General features: G+C 68.5%; 19 protein-coding genes, 1 tRNA gene and 1 pseudogene. 16 read left to right on the forward strand and 5 right to left on the reverse strand.

What is annotated here, in order from left to right:
• Positions 1 to 51 precede the first annotated feature (51 nt).
• From V6M37_RS17540 to V6M37_RS17550, 3 genes are all read left to right on the forward strand, one after another.
• On the forward strand, positions 52 to 1,482 hold the full coding sequence (locus V6M37_RS17540) for an MFS transporter (protein WP_332675504.1): 1,431 nt from the start codon (positions 52 to 54) through the stop codon (positions 1,480 to 1,482).
• A 189-nt stretch (positions 1,483 to 1,671) separates the two neighbouring features.
• Positions 1,672 to 1,908: a hypothetical protein gene (locus V6M37_RS17545; protein ID WP_332675506.1), complete on the forward strand. Its 237-nt coding sequence runs from the start codon at positions 1,672 to 1,674 to the stop codon at positions 1,906 to 1,908.
• Positions 1,909 to 2,033: 125 nt separating this feature from the next.
• Positions 2,034 to 4,679: a putative bifunctional diguanylate cyclase/phosphodiesterase gene (locus V6M37_RS17550; RefSeq protein ID WP_332675508.1), complete on the forward strand. Its 2,646-nt coding sequence runs from the start codon at positions 2,034 to 2,036 to the stop codon at positions 4,677 to 4,679.
• Positions 4,680 to 4,725: 46 nt separating this feature from the next.
• Here the strand turns inward: V6M37_RS17550 and V6M37_RS17555 are convergent, their stop codons facing one another.
• Positions 4,726 to 5,013: an encapsulin-associated ferritin-like protein gene (locus V6M37_RS17555; protein ID WP_332675510.1), complete on the reverse strand. Its 288-nt coding sequence runs from the start codon at positions 5,011 to 5,013 to the stop codon at positions 4,726 to 4,728.
• Between the two features lie 669 nt (positions 5,014 to 5,682).
• Between V6M37_RS17555 and V6M37_RS17560 the strand changes: the two genes are divergently transcribed.
• From V6M37_RS17560 to V6M37_RS17570, 3 genes are all read left to right on the forward strand, one after another.
• Positions 5,683 to 6,456: a 2-keto-4-pentenoate hydratase gene (locus tag V6M37_RS17560; protein WP_332675512.1), complete on the forward strand. Its 774-nt coding sequence runs from the start codon at positions 5,683 to 5,685 to the stop codon at positions 6,454 to 6,456.
• A 200-nt stretch (positions 6,457 to 6,656) separates the two neighbouring features.
• A complete protein-coding gene (locus V6M37_RS17565) occupies positions 6,657 to 6,899 on the forward strand; it encodes a hypothetical protein (protein WP_332675513.1) in 243 nt (80 codons plus the stop codon).
• Entirely contained in the window at positions 6,896 to 9,070 is a 2,175-nt protein-coding gene (locus tag V6M37_RS17570) for an ATP-dependent helicase (protein WP_332675515.1), read from the forward strand. Before V6M37_RS17565 ends, V6M37_RS17570 begins: the two co-directional genes overlap by 4 nt.
• A gap of 22 nt (positions 9,071 to 9,092) precedes the next feature.
• On the opposite strand, the gene V6M37_RS17575 is transcribed toward V6M37_RS17570, so the two are convergent.
• The gene (locus V6M37_RS17575) at positions 9,093 to 10,514 is read right to left on the reverse strand and encodes a DHA2 family efflux MFS transporter permease subunit (RefSeq protein ID WP_332675517.1); all 1,422 of its coding nucleotides are present in this window, start codon (positions 10,512 to 10,514) and stop codon (positions 9,093 to 9,095) included.
• Positions 10,515 to 10,554: 40 nt separating this feature from the next.
• Positions 10,555 to 11,778, reverse strand: coding sequence for an MFS transporter (locus tag V6M37_RS17580; protein WP_332675519.1), 1,224 nt, complete (start codon positions 11,776 to 11,778; stop codon positions 10,555 to 10,557).
• Positions 11,779 to 12,263: 485 nt separating this feature from the next.
• Here V6M37_RS17580 and ribA point away from each other — a divergent pair, with 485 nt between their 5' ends.
• On the forward strand, positions 12,264 to 12,926 hold the full coding sequence (gene ribA / locus V6M37_RS17585; protein WP_332675521.1) for a GTP cyclohydrolase II: 663 nt from the start codon (positions 12,264 to 12,266) through the stop codon (positions 12,924 to 12,926).
• A 36-nt stretch (positions 12,927 to 12,962) separates the two neighbouring features.
• Here ribA and V6M37_RS17590 read toward each other — a convergent pair whose 3' ends face one another.
• Positions 12,963 to 13,202, reverse strand: a complete 240-nt coding sequence (locus tag V6M37_RS17590) for a hypothetical protein (protein ID WP_332675523.1) — start codon at positions 13,200 to 13,202, stop codon at positions 12,963 to 12,965.
• A 295-nt stretch (positions 13,203 to 13,497) separates the two neighbouring features.
• Between V6M37_RS17590 and V6M37_RS17595 the strand changes: the two genes are divergently transcribed.
• Both V6M37_RS17595 and V6M37_RS18735 read left to right on the forward strand, forming a co-directional pair.
• Positions 13,498 to 14,031 carry a M23 family metallopeptidase gene (locus V6M37_RS17595; protein ID WP_332675525.1) on the forward strand — a complete coding sequence of 178 codons (534 nt, stop codon included), beginning with the start codon at positions 13,498 to 13,500 and terminating at the stop codon, positions 14,029 to 14,031.
• 129 nt (positions 14,032 to 14,160) lie between these two features.
• A pseudogene (locus tag V6M37_RS18735) lies at positions 14,161 to 14,538 on the forward strand (DUF2382 domain-containing protein); the annotation flags it as partial.
• Here V6M37_RS18735 and V6M37_RS17600 read toward each other — a convergent pair.
• Positions 14,529 to 14,744 carry a hypothetical protein gene (locus tag V6M37_RS17600; protein ID WP_332675527.1) on the reverse strand — a complete coding sequence of 72 codons (216 nt, stop codon included), beginning with the start codon at positions 14,742 to 14,744 and terminating at the stop codon, positions 14,529 to 14,531. The pseudogene V6M37_RS18735 and the gene V6M37_RS17600 sit on opposite strands and share 10 nt — an antisense overlap.
• 486 nt (positions 14,745 to 15,230) lie before the next feature.
• On the opposite strand from V6M37_RS17600, the gene V6M37_RS17605 reads away from it, so the two are divergent.
• The 7 genes from V6M37_RS17605 to V6M37_RS17635 all read left to right on the forward strand — a co-directional run bounded on the left by V6M37_RS17605 (position 15,231) and on the right by V6M37_RS17635 (position 22,026).
• Positions 15,231 to 15,315 (forward strand) — tRNA-Leu (locus V6M37_RS17605).
• Positions 15,316 to 15,619: 304 nt separating this feature from the next.
• Complete coding sequence (locus V6M37_RS17610) at positions 15,620 to 18,112, forward strand: bifunctional diguanylate cyclase/phosphodiesterase (protein WP_332675529.1); 2,493 nt, start codon at positions 15,620 to 15,622, stop codon at positions 18,110 to 18,112.
• A gap of 127 nt (positions 18,113 to 18,239) precedes the next feature.
• Entirely contained in the window at positions 18,240 to 18,455 is a 216-nt protein-coding gene (locus V6M37_RS17615) for a DUF3079 domain-containing protein (RefSeq protein ID WP_332675531.1), read from the forward strand.
• 360 nt (positions 18,456 to 18,815) lie between these two features.
• Positions 18,816 to 19,328, forward strand: a complete 513-nt coding sequence (locus V6M37_RS17620) for a hypothetical protein (protein WP_332675533.1) — start codon at positions 18,816 to 18,818, stop codon at positions 19,326 to 19,328.
• Between the two features lie 115 nt (positions 19,329 to 19,443).
• Positions 19,444 to 20,232: a 3-hydroxybutyrate dehydrogenase gene (locus tag V6M37_RS17625; protein ID WP_332675535.1), complete on the forward strand. Its 789-nt coding sequence runs from the start codon at positions 19,444 to 19,446 to the stop codon at positions 20,230 to 20,232.
• 11 nt (positions 20,233 to 20,243) lie between these two features.
• Positions 20,244 to 21,461, forward strand: coding sequence for a DUF3734 domain-containing protein (locus V6M37_RS17630; RefSeq protein WP_332675536.1), 1,218 nt, complete (start codon positions 20,244 to 20,246; stop codon positions 21,459 to 21,461).
• Positions 21,462 to 21,822: 361 nt separating this feature from the next.
• On the forward strand, positions 21,823 to 22,026 hold the full coding sequence (locus V6M37_RS17635; RefSeq protein ID WP_312662478.1) for a cold-shock protein: 204 nt from the start codon (positions 21,823 to 21,825) through the stop codon (positions 22,024 to 22,026).
• Positions 22,027 to 22,166 lie beyond the last annotated feature (140 nt).

Below are 22,166 nucleotides of genomic sequence, written 5' to 3' on the forward strand. Positions count from 1 at the left end.
CGGTCCTGCAACAGGTCCGGCGCGCTCAGGAATCGAACGGAGACAAATTCCATGCAGCACCACGCCTCAACCAACCCGGCGCCCGTCGACATCGGGAGCACACTCGACCACGGACCGTTCAGCTCGATGCAGAAAATCGTCGTGATGCTCGCCGCCTTCGCGATCGTCCTGGACGGCTTCGACGGGCAGTTGATCGGCTTCGCGATTCCGATGCTGATCGCGGAGTGGGGCATTACGAAAGCCGCGTTTGCGCCCGCGGTGGCGGCGGGCCTCGTCGGCATGGCGGTCGGGAGCATGAGCGCCGGCATCGTCGCCGACCGGATTGGACGGCGGCTCGTGCTCGTCGCGAGCGTGGCGCTGTTTGGCGCGGCGACGATCGCGATCGGCTTCGCACCGGATGTGACTGCGATTGCCGCGCTGCGCTTCATTGCCGGGCTCGGCATCGGCGGGGCGCTCCCGAGTGCCACCACGATGACGGCGGAATTCACGCCGGCACGACGTCGCACTCTGATGGTGACCGCGACGATCGTCTGCTACCCGCTCGGCGGCATGCTTGCGGGACTGTTCGCGAGCGCGGTCCTGCCGGTGCTCGGCTGGCGCGGTCTGTTCTGGATCGGCGGTGCGCTGCCGGTCGCGTACAGCCTCGTGCTGCTCGCGACGTTGCCGGAATCGCCCCGCTATCTCGCGCGCAAGACCCAACGCTGGGCGGAGTTGCGCAAGCTGCTCGCGGGGATGGCGCGCCCGTTGCCGCCGCAGACGATGTTCGTCGATGCCGCCGAGCACGCGGCTGAACAGCGCGCCGGCTTCGGCGCGCTGTTCGAGCGCGGATTCGCGCGCGACACGCTCGCGATCTGGGGCGGGTTCTTCCTCGTCATGCTCGCGACGTACAGCGCGTTCAGCTGGCTGCCGACGATGCTCGCGACTGAGGGCCTCCCCGCCGCGCTGGCCGGCTCCGGCCTGACCGCCTACAACCTCGGTGGCGTCGTCGGCTCGCTGGGTTGCGCGCTCGCGATCACCCGCTTCGGCTCGCGCTGGCCGCTCATCCTGTGCAGCCTCGGCGCAGCGGCGAGTGCGTTCCTGCTGAAAGGAGTCGATATCGGGGCGAACTCGACCTGGCTGATGGTCGGCCTCGGCGTCCACGGTATGTTCGTCATCGCGGTGCAGGCGACGATGTACGCGCTGTGCGCATACGTCTATCCGACGATGGTTCGCGCGACCGGTACGGCTGCCGCGCTGTCGTTCGGCCGCTTCGGCGCGATCCTGAGTTCGTTCGCCGGGGCTGCGGTCATCACGTCGAGCGGCGCGTCGGGATACCTGTCGCTGCTCGGCTTCTCGATGGTCTTCACGCTCGTCGCCCTCGCGATCGTCAAGCGCCATATCCCGGGGATCCGCAGCGCGCGCACCGCACCGGCCCCGCAGCCTCACGTCACGGGCGAGGACTCGCCGGCGATTCCCCCCGCGACGGCCAAGGGATATGCGTGACATAAGAACGGTCTTCCGGATGCTGCCGTTCGGGTTCGTCCAAAACCCCGGTCGAACGGAATCGTCTTGATCCGAACGGTGCATTACGGAGGAGAAGCACGGCATTGACCGGTGCGGGCGCGGGCCTGCCCATTGCTTCCCCTCCGGGCGGCGACCCTGTTCGTCGCCCGGTTCGTACAGGAGGCAATCATGAAAGAGTCAGGCAAACGGGGCACGAGCCCCGGGGGTCAAAAGTCGCAGCAACAGCGGGGGCATCAACAGCAGCCCGATGAAGGGCAGAGCGGGCGGCAGCGGCAGCAGGAACAAAGCCAGGGCCCGCAGACGCAGCCCGGGCAGCGCAGCCCGCAGCGGCAGAACCAGAACATCGGCCCGTCGGACGAAGAGGGTTCTTCGCGGCGCGGCAGCCGCGGCTTGCAAGAGGAGTAAGCGCTGCGGAGGGTGCAGCACCGATCGCGGCGGCAGCGCGCTCGTGTGCGCCGTCGCCGCGGCAATTTCGCGTCGCTCTGTTGCACAATGTCCGCCCCCCACCCCCAAGACCCCGGAGTACGCCGATGGGTCCGGATCGCGGCGATTTCGATTTTTTCGGCAGCACCGGCGAAATGGCCCGCCTCGTGCGGTCTTTCGACTGGGCGGCGCATCCGCTCGGATCGCCGTCGTCCTGGCCACAAACCTTGCGGTCGATTCTCGGCGTCTGCCTCGATGCGCACTTTCCGATAGCGATCTGGTGGGGGCCGGATTACATCCAGTTCTACAACGACGCCTACCGCCCGATCCTCGGAACGGCCAAGCACCCAGCCGCGCTGGGACGCCGCGCGCGCGAAACCTGGCCCGAAATCTGGTCCGTCATCGGCCCGATGGCCGGACAGGTCATGACGCGGGGAGTGGCGATCCACGGCGAGGACAACCCGCTCGTCCTCGAAAGAAGCGGCTACCCGGAACTTTGCCATTTCACGTTCTCGTACAGCCCGATCCGGGACGAATCGGGCGGCATCGTCGGCATGTTCATCCCTGCCGTGGAAACCACGTCGCGCGTCCTCGCCGAAAAGCGGCAGGCATTCGCGCTGGAGTTCGCGGACGCCATTCGCGATTTGAGCGCACCGCAGGACATTACCGCGACCGCCTGCGAGTTTCTGGGGAAACGGCTCGACGTCGCGAGCGTAAGTTATGCCGAAACCGACGGGCTGCGCGACCGTTTCACGGTCAAGGCCAAGTGGGAGGCCGGCAGCGCGCCGCCGATTCCCGAGTCGGGGCGAATCGGCGACTACGGCCCGGAGCTCGTTGCGCTGCTGCGCGCCGGGCAGCCTGCGGTGATCGAAGACGTCGCCGCCGACCCGCGCACGCACGCGCATGCGGCGACGTATACGGACCTGCAGGTCGGGTCACTCCTGGCTATCCCGTTCGTGAAGGCGGGCGAGCTGATCACCGTATTGACGCTGTTCGGCGCCGCCCCCCGCCGATGGGAACAGGAATACATCGTCCTCGCGGAAGATGTCGTTGACCGGACACGCTCGGCTGTCGAGCGCGCCCGCGCGGAAGCGGCCCTCAACGCGGAGCGCGATCGCAGCCGCGAAATCCTCGGCAACATGGACGAGGCGTTCATTCTGCTCGACCCGGATTTCTGCATCATCCAGGCCAATGCGGGCGCGCTGCAGCTCGAACAGCGTCGGACGCCGGAGATCGTCGGCCGCCGCTTCGCGGACGCGTGGCCGCGGCTCGACGCGTCCGAACTGGGCAAGGTCTGGCGGCGCGCGATGGCCGAGCGCGTCGCGGTCCGGCTCGAGCATTACCACACCTATCCGGATGGACGCGGTTTCTGGTTCGACATGCATGCGTACCCGCATCGCGACGGGCTCGCGATTTTTTTCCGCGACATCACGGAGAGCAAGCTCGCCGAGCAGCGCGTGCTCGCCGCCGCGCAGCACGACGTGCTGACCGGGCTGCCGAACCGCGCGCTGGTTTTCGAGTACGCGGAGCACCTGCTCGCGGCCGCTCAACGCAGTCACTCGCACGGCGCGTTCCTGTTCATCGACCTCGACCGGTTCAAGCCGGTCAACGATATCTACGGGCACGAGGTCGGCGACCGCCTGCTGCAGGAAGTGGCGAAACGGCTCACGCGGTGCGTCCGCCAGGAAGACCTCGTCGGCCGCCTCGGCGGGGACGAGTTCATCGTCGTGCTCCACCCGGTGGGGGAGGCGTTTTCGCCGACGACGGTCGCCGAGCACATCCGCGACGCGCTTTCGCGCCCGTTCGAGATCGACTCGCTCGACCTCGCGATTTCGGCCTGTATCGGCATCAGCCGGTTTCCGGAACACGGAACCGATGTGGATGAGCTGGTGCGCGCCGCGGACCTCGCGATGTACCAGGTGAAATACGACAGCCGCGGCAGCTATCACGTCTACACGCCGGCGCTGAACCGGCGTGCCGACGAATCGGCGGCGATCGAAGCGCGGCTGAAGCGCGCGCTGCAGCACGAGGGGCTGTTCCTGCATTACCAGCCGATCGTCGACGTGAAAACCGGCGGCCTTTCCGGCGTCGAGGCCCTGCTGCGGATGGCGGACGAGAACGGGCGCGTCATCGGGCCGGACCGCTTTATTCCGATTGCCGAAGCGGCGGGCCTGATCGGTGAGCTAGGCGAATGGGTTGCCCGCGAGGCGTGCGTGCAACACAAGGCGTGGCGCGGCGAGGGGCTGCCCGCGGTCGCCATTTCGGTCAATGTTTCCCCGCTGGAGTTCCGACAACGGGGCTTCGCGCAACAGCTCCGCGGGATCGTGCGGGAGACCGGTCTCGAACCGGCGTGTCTCCTCGTCGAAGTGACCGAGAGCACGGTGATGGGCAACGTCGAAGATGCGATTCGAACGTTGAAGGAACTCCGCACGGACGGGATACGGATCGCACTCGACGATTTCGGCACCGGCCATTCGAGCCTCAGCCATCTCAGCAGCCTTCCGCTCGACAAGCTGAAGGTCGACCGTTCCTTCATCCAGCGCCTTCAACGGGACGAGTCTACGCGCGCGATCACCGCCGCGATCATCGCCCTGGGCAAAACGCTCGGCCTCGAAATCGTCGGCGAAGGCATCGAATCCGGCGACGCGCTCAAGTACCTCGAAGAGCACGGCTGCAACCAGGCGCAAGGCTATTTCATCAGCCATCCGCTGTCGGGGAGGGACTTCGCGTGCTGGTACCGGAAACGGTCATAGCCGCGGACAACGCCCCGCCGTCCGCGCCCGTTTGCCGTCGGCGCCGTCAGTCGTGCGCGATCGGTCCGTCGGCGAAGAGGTGGCTCCTCAGTTCGCCGGAAAACTTCTCGTCACGGCGCCGGATCCATTCGAGCACCACCGCGGCATGCTCTTTTTCTTCGTCGCGGTTGTGTTTGAGAATCGCCCGGAGTTCGGGGTCCCGGCACGCGGCGACCCGCTGGTTGTACCAGTCGACCGCCTCGAGTTCTTCCATCAGCGACTGGATCGCGCGGTGCATGTCGCGGGTTTCCGCGGTGAGTTCTTCGACGGGTTCGTGATAGCCCTCGTTGGCCATGGCGGGAATCCTCCGTGGTGAACGGATCGCTTGCGAAAACAGCCGCCCGCGAAGCAACCACCGGGCCGGGACCGGGCTGCGGCGGTGGATAGGGGTCCGGGCCGGGCTGCGGGACCGGCGTCGGCGGAGCCGGATCGGGTGTCGGCCCCGGCATCGGATCGGGGTGGGGTTGCGGGTCGGGGTTCGGGTTCGGATCCGGACGTGGGCTCGGATAGGGCTCGGGGTTCGGGATCGGATAAGGGCCCGGGTGAGGGGACGGGGACGGATCCGGCGTCTTTCCCGGAACCGGGTCGGCGATCGACGGCTGCAGGGGCACGACGATCGGCGCGCCCAGGTCGGCCGCAAGCCCGACCGCGGTCGGCGCCGTGCCGCGGATACCAGTCGAATCGCCCGGGACGATGACGTGCGGGTGGGTTGTAGTCGGAATGATCATGTTTTTTTGAAGCGCTGCGTGAACACGTCCTGCAAGGCGCGAAACATTGGCCCGGCAAGCCCATACAACCGCAGCGCCGGCGGGCCGCCCGCGCTACGTGGGAGACTTCCTTGCAAGCAGCGCTCCCGGGATTCCCCGGCGGCGCGACGGCACTTTCCTCCGCACTGCCGCCCGCGGTACCTTCCCGCCTGCGCGCCGCCGACCTCGGCGGGCCGGAAACCTCACGAGGAAACTGCATGAGATCGATGTCCGTCCTGTCCACCGCGCTCGTCGATGCCTGGCGCAGCGGCCAGCCGCTGAATGCCGAGGCGGCGACCCATCTCGCGCCGCCCGACGAGGCGGCCGCCTACCGCGTGCAGCGCGAAGTCGCCGACGCGCTCGGTTGGTATGCGTCGGGCCGGCCACGCGCGTGGAAGATGGGCGCGGCGAGCCGCGACGCGACGCCGACGGCGGCGCCGATCCCGGACCCCGCGCTGATCGATTCGCCCGCGCATCTCGCCGCGACGAGCGCGCACACGCTGATCGGCGTCGAAGTCGAACTCGCGGTGCGTCTCGCGCGCCCGCTGTTGCCCGGCGCGAGCGCGGAGGATGCGCGCGCGGCGGTCGCCGAAGTCCTCGCCGCGATCGAGATCTGCGACGTGCGCGCGCACGACTGGCGCATCCTGCCGCCGCTCTTCCGCCTTGCCGACCAGCAGATGAACCGCTGGCTGATCCTCGGCAACGGCGTCAGCGGGCCGTGGCGCGACGCGTTCGCGGCCTGCGAGGTCCGGCTCGAGATCAACGGCGTCGAGACGCTCCGGCGGCACGGCGGCCACCCGCTCGGCGAACCGCTGTTCGTCCTGCCGTGGCTCGCCGGCCATGCGGCGCGCGAATACGCCGGCCGCCTTCGGGCCGGCGACCTGATCACGACCGGCACGTGGACCGGGCTCTACGAGGCGAAGCCGGGCGACCGCGTGCGCGCGAGTTTCGCCGGCATCGGCAGCGTCGAAGTCGAGATCGGGCGGACATAGCCCGCGCCGCAGCGGGGGGCGATGAAATCGCCGACTCCCGTGCATGGCGACCCGCCCTCCGCCGCAGCAATGACACCCGGATTGGTGCGGGGCGGGCCGCACCCGGTCCGACTTTCGGCGCCGATTTCATCGGGCGCACGGCGCGGTTTCAATCCTCGCAACCACTGTATATAGTTCCAGTTGTGAAGGAGATTTCCGCCATGACTGCCCGTTTCATCTGCCCGCACTGCCACAGCTCGGTCAACCCCCTTGCGATGGAGCGCGCGTGCAGCGACCTCGCCGAATACCGCATCTGTCCGGACTGCGACGAGCCCGTGTTCTTCGCGGTCCTCGACGCGCCGAAGATCCCGCCGTGGCTGCAGCGCCGCGATCTTCCCCACGCGTGCGGGCCCGAGGACGGGCGCCGCACCGATGTCGAAACATCGTGCGCGGAAGCGCGATGACCGCCGCCGGCAAAGCGGCCGACAAAAGTCTGCAAAGCGACGATTTCGCTCCCGGCGCGCCGCTCGTCGCCGAAGCGCGCACGAGCGGCGCGACGGATTCCGCGTGCCCCCCGGCGGCGTGGCTCGAGCGCCTCAACGACGCGCAGCGCGACGCGGTGCTGTTCGGCGCTGGAGATGAGGCCGTCGCCGGGCCGTTGCTCGTGATCGCCGGCGCGGGCTCCGGCAAGACGAACACGCTCGCGCATCGGGTCGCTCACCTCGTCGCGAGCGGCGCCGACCCGGCGTCGATCCTGCTGCTGACGTTCTCGCGCCGCGCGGCCGATGAAATGGGCCGGCGCGTTGTGCGCCTCGTCGCACAGCTCGCGAAGCCGCAGAAAGCGCTCGCCGGCGCGGCGCTCGAATGGTCCGGCACGTTCCACGGGGTCGGCGCGCGGCTGCTGCGCGAATTCGCGCCGTCGATCGGGCTCGACCCGACGTTCACGATCCACGACCGCGAGGATTCCGGCGACCTGATGAACCTCGCGCGCCACGAGCTCGGCCTGTCGGCGAAGTCGAAGCGCTTTCCGATGAAAGGGACCTGCCTCGCGATCTATTCGGCGAAGGTCAACACGCAGGCGCCGCTCGACGACGTACTGAAGTCGACGTTTCCGTGGTGCACCGAGTGGCAGGACGACCTGAAGCGGCTCTTTCGCGGCTACGTCGAAGCGAAGCAGGCGCAGCAGGTGCTCGATTACGACGACCTGCTGCTGTACTGGGCGCAGATGATGGCCGAGCCGGCGCTCGCGGCCGAGCTCGGCGCGCGTTTCCGTCACGTGCTCGTCGATGAATACCAGGACACGAACCGGTTGCAGGCGGCGATCCTGCTCGCGATGAAGCCGGACGGGCGGGGATTGACCGTCGTCGGCGACGACGCGCAGTCGATCTACGCGTTCCGCGGGGCGACGGTACGGAACATCCTCGACTTCCCGGCGCAGTTCGACCCGCCCGCGCACCGCATCACGCTCGCCCGCAACTACCGCTCGACGCGGACGATCCTCGAGGCCGCGAACGGCGTCATCGCGCTCGCCGCCGAGCGCTTCACGAAGGACTTGTGGACCGAGCGCGCGTCGGACCGCAAGCCGCGCCTCGTCGCCGTCAAGGACGACGCCGGCCAAGCGGACTACGTCGTCGGCGAAGTGCTCGCGCGGCGCGAGGACGGCGTGAAGCTCAAGCAGCAGGCGGTGCTGTTCCGCGCGGCGCATCACAGCGCGCGGCTCGAGATCGAGCTGACGCGGCGGAACATCCCGTTCGTGAAGTTCGGCGGGCTGAAATTCCTCGAAGCCGCACACGTCAAGGACGTGCTCGCAGTGGCACGCTGGGCGCAGAACCCGCGCGACCGTGTGTCGGGTTTCCGCGCGCTGCAGCTGCTCGCCGGCGTCGGCCCGAAGACCGCCGGCCGCGTGCTCGACAACGTCGCCGCCGCGCCGCCGGGATGCGCGCTGCTCACCGAGCAGCCGGTGCCGGACGCCGTGCGCTCCGACTGGGCCGCGTTCGCCGCGCTCGTCGAGGCCGCGGGGCCCAACGCTTCGCCGTGGCCGGCATGCTTCGAGCTGACCTGCCGCTGGTACGAGGGCCAGATCGAGCGGCTCTACGACGACGCCGCGGTGCGCTCGGGCGACGTCGAGCAGCTCGCGCGCATCGCGGCGACCTACCCGAGCCTCGAACGCTTCCTGACCGAACTCACGCTCGACCCGCCGAACGCGACGAGCGACGAGGCCGGCGTGCCGCTGCTCGATGAGGACTACCTGATCCTGTCGACGATCCATTCCGCGAAAGGCCAGGAATGGTCGTCGGTGACGCTGTTGAACGTCGTCGACGGCTGCCTGCCGTCCGACCTCGCGACCGGCTCGTCGGCCGAGATCGAGGAGGAGCGCCGGCTGCTGTATGTCGCGATGACGCGCGCGAAGGACCGGCTCGACCTCGTCGTGCCGCAGCGCTTCCACGTGTCGCAGCAGCCCGGCGGCGGCGATCGCCACGTCTATGCGAACCGCACGCGCTTCATCCCGAACCGGCTGCTGCCGCACTTCGAACAACTGTCGTGGCCGCCTCCGACCGTTGCCCCGCGACCGACCGAGGAATCGCGCAGGATCGCGCTCGACCTCGCGGCCAAGATGCGCGCGATGTGGGATTGAGCGGACTGCGTCGCCCGCAACGTCACGCACCGGCCCGCGGCTTCATCCGCAGCGCGGCGACGAGCGCGAACGTGAACGCCGCGGCGAGGAGCCAGAAGGCTTCCGAATACGCATTCAGGACACCGCCCGGTGCCGCGCCGTACCCGGCTTCGCGCCATTCGACGAACACCGCGACGACCGCGACGCCCACGACCCCGCCGAGCTGGCGCAGATAGCTCGTGACCATCGACGAGCGGCCGAGTTGCTCGGGGCGGAGGTAACGCAGCGTCGCGAGGTTCAGCGCCGGAATCACGAGCCCGAGGCCGACGCGGCCGAGCACCGTGACGAGCACGATCCCGACGTAGTCCATCCGGCCGGCCAGCACCGCGAACAGCGCGAACGAGATGCCGAACAGCGCGAGCCCGGCCGCCGTGATCCCGCGCGGCGGCAGCCGGTCCGCCAGCAGGCCGGCGATCGGAATCACGACGACGAGCGCGATGCCGCCCGGCAGCAGCACGAAGCCGGCCGCCGTCGCGTCGAAGCCGATCGCGTGCTGCAGGAACACCGGAATGACGTAGGTCGACGCGTAGAGCCCGAAGCCGTACGCGAACGACACGAGCGCGCCCATCGCGAAGCTGCGCTCGCGGAAGAGGTCGAGCGGGACGACCGGCGCCGCGCCGCGGCGCGCGTGCGACACGAAAAGTCCGCCGCAGACCGCGACCGCGGCAAACGGCAGGAGCGTCCACGTCGACGCCAGGCCATTCCGCCCGAGGCTCGCGACCGCCTCGATCGTCGCGAGCGCGACCCCGGCGAGCAACGCGACGCCGAACCAGTCAAAGCGGCTCGCGCGGACCTCCGCAGGGCGGGGCAGCAGGCGCAGGCCGAGCACGCCCGCGACCGCGCAGAACGGCAGGTTCATCAGGAAGATCGCCTCCCAGCCGAACGCATCGAGGAGCACGCCACCGAGCGACGGCGCCACCGCGGGCGCGAGCACGATGCCGAAGCTCAGCAGGCCCGAGGCGCGGCCCTGGCTGTGGGGCGGGAAGAGCCGCAGCACCGCGAGCATCGCCAACGGCTGCAGCAGGCCGGCGGCGACGCCTTGCACGATCCGCGCGGCGACGACGAAGCCGAAGCCGGTCGATAGCGCGCCCGCGACGCTCCCCGTCGCGAGCAGCACGACCGCCGCGAGGAACACGCGGCGGAAGCCGAAACGGTCGAGCAGCCACGGCGACGGCAGCATCGCGACCGTCATCGCCGCCAGGAACCCGGTGATCGTCCACTGCACCTGGTCCTGCCCGAGGCCAAAGTGCCGCCCGAGCGTCGGCACCGCAACGTTGAAGCTCGTCGCACATAACACTGCGGCGATCATCCCGACGCCGACGACGAGCAGCACGAGCCATTTGTAACGGTCGCCGTGGCGCGCGAGCAGCTCGTCGCGGGACGGGACGGGCGGAAGAAGGCTCATCGGCTTCGGGCGACGGACGCGGCGGTGAAAAGCAGTGATTCTAGGGTGCGGCGGCGTTCGCGCGGGACTCGTGTTCGCGTCGGTGATGGACGACCAGCGCACGGCCGACCGCGACGCCGAGCAGCGGCATCGCGACCGCCGCGACGCCGAACAGCCCGCCCGGCCCGCCGCGCGCGAACAGCATCGCCGCGAGCACGACGCCGACCGACTGGCCGAGATAGAACGCCGAAGCGAACAGCGACACCGCGGCGCCGCGCACGTGCGGCGCCATCTGCGTCCCGTTCGCCTGCAGCGTGTTGTGCAGCATGTAGAAGCCCAGCCCGGCGAGCAGACTCGCCGGCAGCGCCCACCCCCAACCGTCGCCGACCGCGAGCAGCAGCCATGCGAGGCCGATGACGATGCCGCCGAACGTCGCCAGGCCGACCTCGCCGAGCCGCCGGATCAGCCGGCGCGCGAACACGATGTACGCGAGGCCGCCGACGCCGAAGAACGCAAGCAGCCCGCCGGCCATCGTCAGCGACAGCCCGAATCGCTGATGCAGGTACGACGGCACGAACGCGAGGGCACCGAACGTGACCAGGCCTTCGGCGAACACCGCGAGCAGCACGACACGCGCCCAGCCGACCGCGAATACCGCGCGAACCTGAGCGACGACGCCCGTCGTCCGCGGCCCGGCCGGCGGCGTGTGGCGGGTGGCCGGATTCGCGTGCGACTCGCGCATCACGAGCGCGCCGACCACGAGATAGATGAGCGCAATGAACGCGAACGCCCAGCGCCAGCCGAGCGTGTCGACGAAGAAGCCGCCGATGACTTGGCCGCCGATGACGCCGAGGATCTGTCCCGACATGAAGCGCGCGAGCGTCGTCTGCCGCTGCTCGTACGGCACCGTGTCGCCGATCCACGCCATCGACAGCGGGATGATGCCGCCGGCCGATGCGCCGGCCAGCAGCCGCGCGAGCGTCAGCCAATCGAGCGACGCCGCGAGCGCGGCGGCGAGGCTCGCGCCGGTGCATACGAGCGTCGCCCAGCCGACGAGCCGGTAGCGCCCGAAGCGGTCGCCGAGCGGACCGAAGAACACCTGCAGCAGCCCGTAAGCGATCGCGAACGCCGAGACGACCTGCGCGGCGGCGGCCGGCGTGCTGCCGAAACCGCGCGCGAGGTCCGGCAGCATCGGGTCGCACAGCCGTGCGGAAGCGGCACTCGCGAACGCCGCGGCGGACAGCAGCGTCAGCGCGCGGCGGTGTTGGCGTTCGGCGGTATTCACGGGGTCGCATTTCCTGATCAGCACGCCGGCGGCCGGCGCGAGGCAGCGGAGTCTATTCAAGCCGGCGGGCGAAGGGTAGCGCGGAAACTACGACGCCCGCCGCAACCGGCTGTTGGCGCTCGTCGCCCCGTGCGACGATGCCGCTAGCGTGCCGTTGCAGGCCGATCAGGACGTCAATGTTTACGTTTCGGAGTTGACCGATTCGTCCGTACGCGTCACCTTCTCGGTAAAGGCAGGGCGACAGGCCTAGCTGAACAACTTCGAAGGCCGTCTCACGGTCGCGGGCATCACCACCCCCGGCGAGCGCGACTCGCTCGAAGTCGTCGGTCCGCTGGAGCTTCCCGGACCCATTTCGGCCTCATCGATATGCCCGAGCCGGTCCCCGCGGCTCGGGCCGCCTGCTGAAGTTGCGTCGCACCGGCATGACGCGGTCCCGCTGGTCGTCCTGATCCACTGACCGCGACCAGAACACAGAGAGAGAGAAAATGGAAACCGCGGACCTCGACAACGGCACCGCCCTCAGCGAACCGCTGGAAACCGCCGAGCGGAAAGCGCGCCTCGTCGCGTCCTGCCGGCTGCCAACGCCGTGGGCGACCTTCACGATGCACGGCTTCGAGGAAGTCGGGACCGGCCGCGAGCACGTCGCGCTCGCGCTCGGCACGATCGACGATGGCGCCCCGGTGCTCGCACGGATGCACTCCGAATGCCTGACCGGCGACGGCCTCTTCAGCCGCCGCTGCGACTGCGGCCCGCAACTGGAAGCCGCGCTCGCGGCGATCGCCGCGGAAGGCCGCGGCGTGCTGCTGTATCTGCGCCAGGAAGGCCGCGGCATCGGGCTGCTGAACAAAATCCGCGCGTACGCGCTGCAGGACGAAGGCGCCGACACGGTAGAGGCGAACCATCGTCTCGGCTTCGAGGCGGACCGGCGCGACTACGCGGTCGCCGCCGACATGCTGCGCGAGCTGAACGTCGCGTCGCTGCGGCTGATGACGAACAACCCGCGCAAGCTGCACGCGCTCGAGAAATACGGCATCACGATCGCCGAACGCGTGCCGCACCAGATCGAGGCGAATCCGCACAACGCCGGCTACCTGCGGACCAAGGCGCGCCGCCTCGGCCACCTGCTCGAGATGATCGGTCCGCACTGACGGTTCGTACCGACGGGCGGCACGGCCGCCCGATCCCTACCGCTCCGGGTCGTTCTTCCTGACGCCGCGCAGGTTCATCGCGAAGAGACCGACCTGCAGCGCAATCAGCGCGTACGCGCCGTCGTGCCAACCCCAGACGATCCAAAGCACGTTGCTGAAGATGAAGCACCAGAAACCCCAGCTGCGCTTCCCCTTCTGCTGCGATGCGACGAGCCACGCCGCGACGAGCGTCACGACCATCGCCGGCCACTGAAGCGCGTCGAGGAACTCGCTCACCGCCCTGCCTCTCGGCGGCGGGCAGACAAACGCGCCACGCCCGACAACGCGGACTCCCGGCCTTCGCGCTGGCTCCGCATCGATTCCTGGTTCATTCGGCCTGTTCCCCTTTTCCGATCGAAGAGTCATACGGATGCATAATCGCCGCTCTCGACCCGCGCCATCAGCGGCAGTTCAATCGGCTCGTCGCGGACGCCGCTGAACAGGCGTGAGGCCGGGCGGCCGCAATGGCTGACGCGAACTTTCGCCGCAATCTACCGGTCTCGGCCCTGCCGCTGCGCCTCGCGCAACGCCGATGAGCACGGTCATCCGCAACCTTCTTCTCGCGATCTTCCTGACCGGCGCGATCGCCGTCGCCAAACCGTACCTCGAAATGGCCCTCTACAGCGCGCGCCTTGCGTCGCTGCCGGCGCCGCAGACGCTCGCGATGCCGGTCGATGGCGTCGGCAGGCACGCATTGCGCGACACCTGGCACGCGCCGCGGAGCGGCCGGCGACGACACGAAGGCATCGACATCGTCGCACCGGGCGGCACCCCGGTCCGCGCGGCCACCGAAGGCGTCGTACTGCACGTCGGCACGAACCGGCTCGGCGGCCGAGTCGTCTGGGTGCTCGGGCCGGGCGGGCAGCGGCATTACTACGCGCATCTCGCGCGCTTTGCCGACGTGTTCCCTGGTCAGCGCATCGCCGCCGGCACCCTGCTCGGCCATGTCGGCGACACGGGCAACGCGCGCGGCACACCGCCCCATCTGCATTACGGGATCTACGCCGGCGGCGGCGCCGTCAATCCCTTCCCGCTGTTGCAGGGCCGCGTCGAATCCCCGTCGTGAGGGCGACGCCCCGCGCATCCTTTCAGCGTGCTCGCGCAGCGGGTTCGCAAACCCTGGCGACATCGGTTTGAAGCTGGCGATCGGCTCCCCTCCGACCGCTAAAGCCGGCGTTCCCGGCGCCGGGAACGCCGGTTGGAGGTCGCCAAGCGGCGGGTCCAGAAGGGCGCCGTGCGCGTTTATTCGAGGACGGTCGAAACGCCGGTGCATGAAAGCGTCAGTCTCCGCGAACAGCATGCGACCGTGGAACGGCATTCGGTCGATCGCCCCGCGACGGCCGAGGACCTGAAGGCGTTCGGCGAAAAAAAATCGAAGTGGAGGCCGAGGAAAGAGCCGTGGTCAGCAAGACCGCGCGCGTCGTCGAGGAAGTCATCGTCGGCAAGGGCTCGGTTTCGACTTCGGTGTGGCGCACGGCGTCGTCGATCGTCTCGGTGTGCTCGGACACCCGGCGCCCGGGCTACAACCCGGGCGCCGGGGCGCGATGGCGGCGAACGACAGGGCTATACGTAAGACCCTTTGATCCGCCCCTCGAAGATCGCGATATTGATCGCGAAGTCATCCACCGTTCCGGTGTGGGTCCCGTCCACGAGGACGCCGATGGAGCGCCCTCCCCGTATGTCGCGCAGCTCCTCGGGCGACAGCGACCGGACGTCCGCGCGATCCTCACCTTTCCGCCCCTCGGCGACCGACAGATCCTTGATGGCCAGCTTGGTCATGACAGTTCTCCTGATTCGATAAATGATGGCAATCCCGTTCGAGCAGTTCGCGACGCTCGATTGCGATTCAGCACGTGGCGTGCCAATCGCCGCACGGATCGGCAAATGGACAGGAAGCCGCTGATAAATCGAAAGACAGACGCTGCCGTCGCGCCGCTCGGGGCGCGCACGCGACGTGGTCAACGCCGGGCGACGCCCGACACCCTTGACGGACCTGGTCGGCGCCGGCCAACAGTTCGGCCCGACCATCAACCTCGCACACCGCACGCGCCCCGACGCGGCCGTTGCAACGGCGGCCCCGTCCTCGCCTGTGTCGCGACGGTACGAATCACAGCCGCGGCGCGATACCGGGACTGCGCGGAAAAACGGGCGTCCGATCTTGAAGCCCACGGCGCAGGGCGGCTATAATCCGCGCCCTCTTGCGCTCCCGGCTCGTCCGGGCACCGGCCCTGCCGCCGGGAGCCGGCGACGGTCGGAACGCAGCGAGCCTTGGTGGTGAAATTGGTAGACACGCTATCTTGAGGGGGTAGTGGCGAAAGCCGTGCGAGTTCGAGTCTCGCCCAAGGCACCATTGTTCGATCGTCGCGGTCACGCGCGACACACAGCGGGGCCCCCCGCGCCTTGCGCAGTCGTTTCCCGGCGTCCCTCGACCGCTGGCGCCCTCGGGGTCGGCCTGCGGCGCCTGATGCCGACCCGCCGCCCGCCGGGGACAGCCTCGCGATTCGATCCGGAATCCGTCGGCCGTTTGCGCGGATTTCTCGCGGGATCTGCGGCGCACCGTGTCCTAGTGCCTCCCGCGCGGCTCGCGACACGCCTACAATCGGGTTCTAACTCGATGATTTTTATCGTTTTTGCATGAAGACGAAAGGCGCGACGTGAAGATTCGCATCAAGATCCTCCTCGGGTATGTCCTGCTCGCGGTCCTCGTCGTGGTGGTCGCGCTGGTCGGTTTCCGCGCGACGCATTCGATCGGGCGCAATTTCGACGAGGCGATCAACCGGACGCAGCCGGTGTTGCAAGCGCTGCAGGACATCCGGTTCGAGAGCGTCAGGCTGCGGGGCGACGCCTATCGCTCGGTGTACGAGGTTCAGACGCCCGCGTCACCCGGAGTAGAGGCCGCCGCCGTCCCGCACCACCGCTTCGCCGAACTCGATTCGGCACTGGCGCGCTATCGCAGCCTCGTCACGATCCACTTCCCCGACGAGGCGGCGGACGCGGCGAAGATCGCCGACGAAATCGGCGCAATCCAGGAGGCCGTCGAAAAGCTGCGCGGTGGGGCCCTCTCCGGGGCGGAAGCCGACCGTGCGCTCGCTGCACTGTCCGGATCGGTCGCCCGCGTGCTCGACGCGACCGAGGAGGCGGCCGCGGCGGAACTCGACGAATTCGTCGCGCATCAGCGAAGCGTCGACGAGGAACTCGCGGCGCAGGAACGGTTGATCGCCGCCGTCGCGCTCATTGCGGTCCTCTGCGCGATTTTCGCCGGGGCGCGGATCGCGCGGCTCGTCGCGCAGCCCGTCGTCGCGTTGCGCGACGCCGCCCGCAAGCTGGGCGGCGGGCGCTTCGACACGCGCGTCGCGGTGACCGACGACACCGAGGTCGGCGAGCTGGCGCAAGCCTTCAACTCGATGGCCGAGCAGCTCGCCGGCAGCATGGTTTCGCGCGAGTACGTCGAGGACATCATCGATTCGATGGCCGAGGGGATCATCGTCGTCGACCGCGAGGGCCGGGTCGCACGCGTCAACCACGCGTTCCGCACGCTGGTGCGCTGCACCGACGACCATGTCTTCGCGGGCAATCCGATCGCCGACTACCTGCCGGACAGCGAAGTGATCGAGGCCGCATTCAGCACACCGGTCGCGCGGCACTGGATCGAGACGAAGATGCCGGCGGCCGACGGCGAAGTGCTGGTCGTCGCGCTGTCGGTCGCCGGCCTGCAGTCGACGAACGCGCTCGCCGGCGCGGTCGTCCTCGTGCAGGACATCACCGAGCGCAAGCGCAACGAGGAGCGTCTGAGCTACCTCGCCCGCTACGACCAGCTGACCGGGCTGCCGAACCGCACGCTGCTGCTCGACCACTTGAACCAGTCACTGTCGCGCCAGCCGTGGAAGAAGGGGCACACGGCAGTGCTGTTCTGCGATCTCGACCGGTTCAAGTTCGTGAACGACACGCTCGGCCACTGCGTCGGCGATCTTCTGCTGCAGAGCGTCGCGGACCGGCTGCAGGACTGCGTGCGTCCCGGCGACATCGTCGCGCGCTGGTCGGGAGACGAGTTCGTCGTGCTACTCAACGACGTCGCGAACCGCTGCGACGTCGGGCCGCTGGCTGAGAAACTCGTCGCCCAGCTCAGCCGGCCGACCGAGATCGCCGGCCACGAGATCTTCGTCACCGCGAGCGTCGGCATCGCTGTCTCGCCCGAGCATGCGACGCAGTCCGACGAGCTGATCAAGTGCGCCGACATTGCGATGTTCGCGGCCAAGGCCGAAGGCAAGAACACTTGCCGCTTCTACAGCCGGGACATGGCCGAGCGCTCGCAGGAGCGGCTGCAGCTCGAACGCGCGTTGCGGCGCGCGCTGCAGGAGGGCAACCAGTTGCAGGTGCATTACCAGGCGCAAAAGCGGCTCGACGGTCCGCTGATCGGCTTCGAGGCGCTGGTGCGCTGGCAGCACCCGGAGCAGGGGCTGATCCCCCCGGCCCAGTTCCTACCGGTCGCCGAGGAGGCCGGGCTGATGGCGGCGATCGACGAGACCGTGTTGCGGATCGCGTGCGCGCAGGCGCGGCAGTGGCGGATGGAGGGCACCGACGGCTTGCGGGTCGCGGTGAACGTGTCGGACCACCTGTTCCGCCGCGGCGACCTGCCGGAGCTCGTCGACATGCTGCTGGCCGAATTCGATCTGCCGCCGTGCGCGCTCGAACTGGAACTGACGGAAGCAATCGTGATGTCGGACGTCGAAAGCTCGATCCGCACGATGCACCGCATCCGCGACCTGGGCGTCGACTTGTCGATCGACGATTTCGGCACGGGTTATTCATCGCTCGCGCACCTCAAGCGCTGCCCGGTCCAGATGCTGAAGATCGACCGCTCGTTCGTGAACGACCTGATGACCGATCCGAACGACGCGGCGATCACCGAAGCGATTACCGCGCTCGCGCACAAGATGAATATCCGGGTGATCGCCGAAGGGGTCGAAACCGTAGCGCAGCTCGAAGCGCTCCGGCGTTACGGGTGCGACGCGATCCAGGGCTACTGGCTAAGCAAGCCGATCCCGGCGCCGATGCTGCCGGCGTTCCTGCTGCGCGTCGGACACCCGCTCGCCGCGCTGCCGGCGGATATGGAGCAACGCGAAAAACCGGACTGCTGGGCCGCGTGACGGCGGGAAAGCGGCGCGCACGGACTACCGAGGGCGTTGCGAAACTCGTAGATTGATACGTGTCAATCACTTACCGCACGCGACGCGAGTAGACTTTTCGACGTTGCACCCTTTCGCGAGCCGTCGAATGGCAAAGAAATTTCCTCTTCACCCCAAACACCCCGAGCGGGTCTGCTGGGGCTGCGACAAGTATTGCGCCGCCGATTCGCTCGGCTGCGGAAACGGCTCGGGGCGCACGCAACATCCGGCCGAACTGCTCGGCGACGACTGGTACACCTACGGCGACTGGGGCCTCGACGTGGCGGACGAACAACCCGCCACGCTTGCCGACACGTCCTCCTGACGCTATAGCCGGCGGACCGCCAGGGCGCGAGGACGGCGCGACGGCTCCTCATTGCGGGTCGGCAAACCCACCGACGAATCCCTGTCGGCGCGTAAAGCCGGGTGCGCGTCTTGAAGCACCCCGGAGCATTTTCTACTCGGCCGTGCGGCCGGCCGCTGCACAAACGCGCCATTTCTCGCCAGTCCGCCGTTTGCTTGCCGACAATTATCCCGGCAACCCGGCACGGTTCGGCTCGCCCTTCGACTTCGCGCGGGATAGGCTTGCCGACGCCCGGACGATGCGGCGCGCCCTTCGACGAATTCGGGGCGAGGGTATCGCCTGTTGCATTGCCGGACCAATCGTCATCGGACCGGAGGCAGCATGGACAGGCAGTGGACAGCGGCGCCAGGCGTTCGGACGGCGGAGCCATCTCGACGCGGCGCGAGCGGGTTTGCGCGATGGCGTCAGCTCGCCGCCCTCGTGCTCGCCACCACCGGCGCCGTCGTGGCCGCGCAGACGCCGCCGCAGCCGGTGGTCTGGCTGTGCTGGTATCCGGGCGCGACAACGCTCGCGTGCCGGCTCGGGGACGCGCCGGGGCCCGCAGGGCTTTCGGCCTCCGCGGCGCGCGTCGCGGAGGAACTCGACGTTCCCGTGCCCGAGGGCCGCGTCGCGCTGCCGCCGATCGTCCGCACGATCCTGCGCCGGCCGGGCGACCTGCGCGGGCGGCGCATCTCGATCCCGCTCTTCACCGAGCCGCTCGACATGGACTTCGCGCGCGAACTTGCGTACTCGGTAATGTGCGGCGCGAATCGCAACTGCGAAGTGCGCTTCGTCGATTCCGACACGGACGCCGCGCGGCTTCCCGGCGAATCAGGCAGCGACGAGCGCGAGTGAGGGCGCAGCGTCGCAGTGCCCGCTGACGAGACATACGCTTACCGCCGTTTCCTTGATTTCGCCCGACTGCTGACCCAAGTTTCTAGCCTCGACACGCCTTCGCAAGGAGCGACGCATGACGGAACGGCTCGATGGCAAGGTCACCGTGGTGACGGGCGCGGCCAGCGGCATCGGCAAGGCGATCGCCGCCGATTTCGCGCAGGCGGGCGCGATCGTCGCGGTGACCGACCTGAACCTCGGCTCCGCCGAGGCCGCCGCGGGCGAAATGACGGCGGCGGGCGGCAAGGCGTTCGGGCTCGCGATGGACGTCACCGACGAGGCGGGAGTCGATCGCGCGATCGACGATGTGGCGTCAAAACACGGCAGCATCGATGTGCTGGTCTCCAACGCGGGCATCCAGATTGTCAACCCAATCGAGCACTTCACTTTTCCCGACTGGAAAAAGATGCTCGCGGTGCATCTGGACGGCGCGTTCCTGACGACCCGCGCCGCGGTGCGCCACATGTACGCGGGCGGGCGCGGCGGCGTCGTGATCTACATCGGCTCGGTGCATTCGCACGAGGCGTCGCCGCTGAAATCCGCGTACGTCACCGCGAAACACGGGCTCCTCGGGCTCGCGCGCGTGCTCGCGAAGGAAGGCGCGGCGCACGGCGTGCGGTCGCACGTCGTCTGTCCCGGCTTCGTGCGCACGCCGCTCGTCGACAAGCAGATCCCGGAACAGGCGCGCGAACTGGGCATCAGCGAGGATGAAGTCGTGCGCGACGTGATGCTCGGCGAAACCGTCGACGGGGAGTTCACCACGGTCGAGGAGATCGCGCGCACGATCCGCTTTCTCGCGACCTTCCCCGGCAACGCCTTCACCGGTCAGTCGTTTCTCGTGAGCCACGGTTGGCACATCCAGTAGTGGCGCCCGCCGTGTCGTCACGCGAACCCGATCCGCGCGAATGCGCGCCCGGTACCGAGCCGCTGGCGAAGCCGTCGCCACTGCCGTTCGACGTCGTCGCCCTCGTGCTGCAGGGCGGTGGCGCGCTCGGCTCGTACCAGGCCGGCGTGATCCAGGGACTCGACGAAGCGGGGATCGAACCGAACTGGCTCGCGGGCATCTCGATCGGCGCGCTGAACGTCGCGCTGATCGCCGGCAACGCACCGGGCGAGCGGATCGGGCAGTTGCGAACGTTCTGGGAGACGATCTGCCGCCCGGCGCTGATGCAGCCGGTCGTCGATGCGATGCAACACTGGATCGCAAGACTCGGCGGCGACGCGCGGCGGATGTTCAACGCGTCCGCCGCCTGGCGTGCGGTCATCGAAGGACAGCGCGGCTTCTTCGCGCCGCGCATACCGCCGCCGTGGACCGCGGTCGAGCTGCCGCCGGGCAATACGAGCTACTACGACACGGCGCCGCTGCGCGAGACACTCGCCGGCCTCGTCGATCTCAATCGCATCAACTCGGGCGAAGTCCGCGTGTCGGTCGGCGCGGTCAATGTGCGCACCGGCGACTTCGAATATTTCGACAACACCGTCGGTCCGTGGCAGGGCCGGCTGCGGCTCGAGCATTTCATGGCGTCCGGCGCGCTGCCACCGGGCTTTCCGCCGATCGAGATCGACGGCGAGTATTACTGGGACGGCGGCGTGATCTCGAACACGCCACTGTCGCACGTGCTGTCGGCCAAGCCGCGCCGGAACACGCTCGCGTTCCAGGTCGACCTATGGAGCGCGCTCGGCACCGTGCCGACCAACATCTGGGACGTCCAGGAACGGCACAAGGACATCCAGTACTCGAGCCGCACGCGCGCGATCACGGACCTGATGGCGCGCGAGCAGGAACTGCGCAACCTGGTGCGGGAGCTGCTGAAACACATCCCCGAAGAAACCCTGCTCGCGGACGGCATGTGCCGCACCGCGTCGGACTGGGCCTGCGGCCGCCAGGTCGGCGTGATCCAGCTGATCTATCAGGAAAAGGAATGGGACGGGCTCGCGAAGGACTACGAGTTCAGCCCGCAGACGATGCACGACCACTGGGAGAGCGGCCTCGACGACATCCGGCAAGCGCTCGCGCATCGCGACTGGCTGGACCTGCCGCCGGCGAGCGAGCGTTTCGTGACGTACGACGTCCACCGGCAGTCGAATCCGTAGGCGGGCACGACGCGTCCGGCCGTCGGCAGTCGTGGCGCCCTACCCAGCCCGCCTCACGGGGGCCGCGGGGGTTCGGATGAATCGGACTCATCGCGGGCGGCATCGACCTACCGCGCGGCGGGTATTTGCGCGCGAGGGTCTCTACCCAGAACACCATACGCGGAAAAAATATTCTGCTTCAAGGCTTTTCAGCGCTTGACCGCCCCCCTTTTTTTCAACAGACTGCCTCCCGCGTCACATGAAATCGCGTGGTTCTTCGTACTCGCGTGCCTGTTCGGTACTTCAGTTCGTCTTTCCCCGATCTCGATTGTCGCACTCCGGGCAATCGCCCTTTATTAACTCCGATTTGGGATTTATCAAAATGGCAACTGGTACCGTCAAGTGGTTCAACGACTCCAAGGGTTTCGGCTTCATCACCCCCGACAACGGCGGTGACGACCTGTTCGCGCACTTCTCCGCGATCCAGGGCACCGGCTTCAAGAGCCTGACCGAAGGTCAGAAGGTGCAGTACGAAGAAGCGACCGGCCCGAAGGGCAAGCAGGCGAGCAACATCCGCCCGCTCTGATCCACGAGCATGGCATGGCCTGACCTCCGGTCGGGCCACGCGCGAAGAAAAGCCCGGCAACGCCGGGCTTTTTGCTTTCCGCGCCCGGTTCCGACGGTTTCCGGCCGCCTTAGTCCGCTTAGTCCGCTTAGTCCGCTTAG

Source organism: Aromatoleum sp., from assembly GCF_036675785.1.
Taxonomy (GTDB): Bacteria; Pseudomonadota; Gammaproteobacteria; order Burkholderiales; family Rhodocyclaceae; genus Aromatoleum.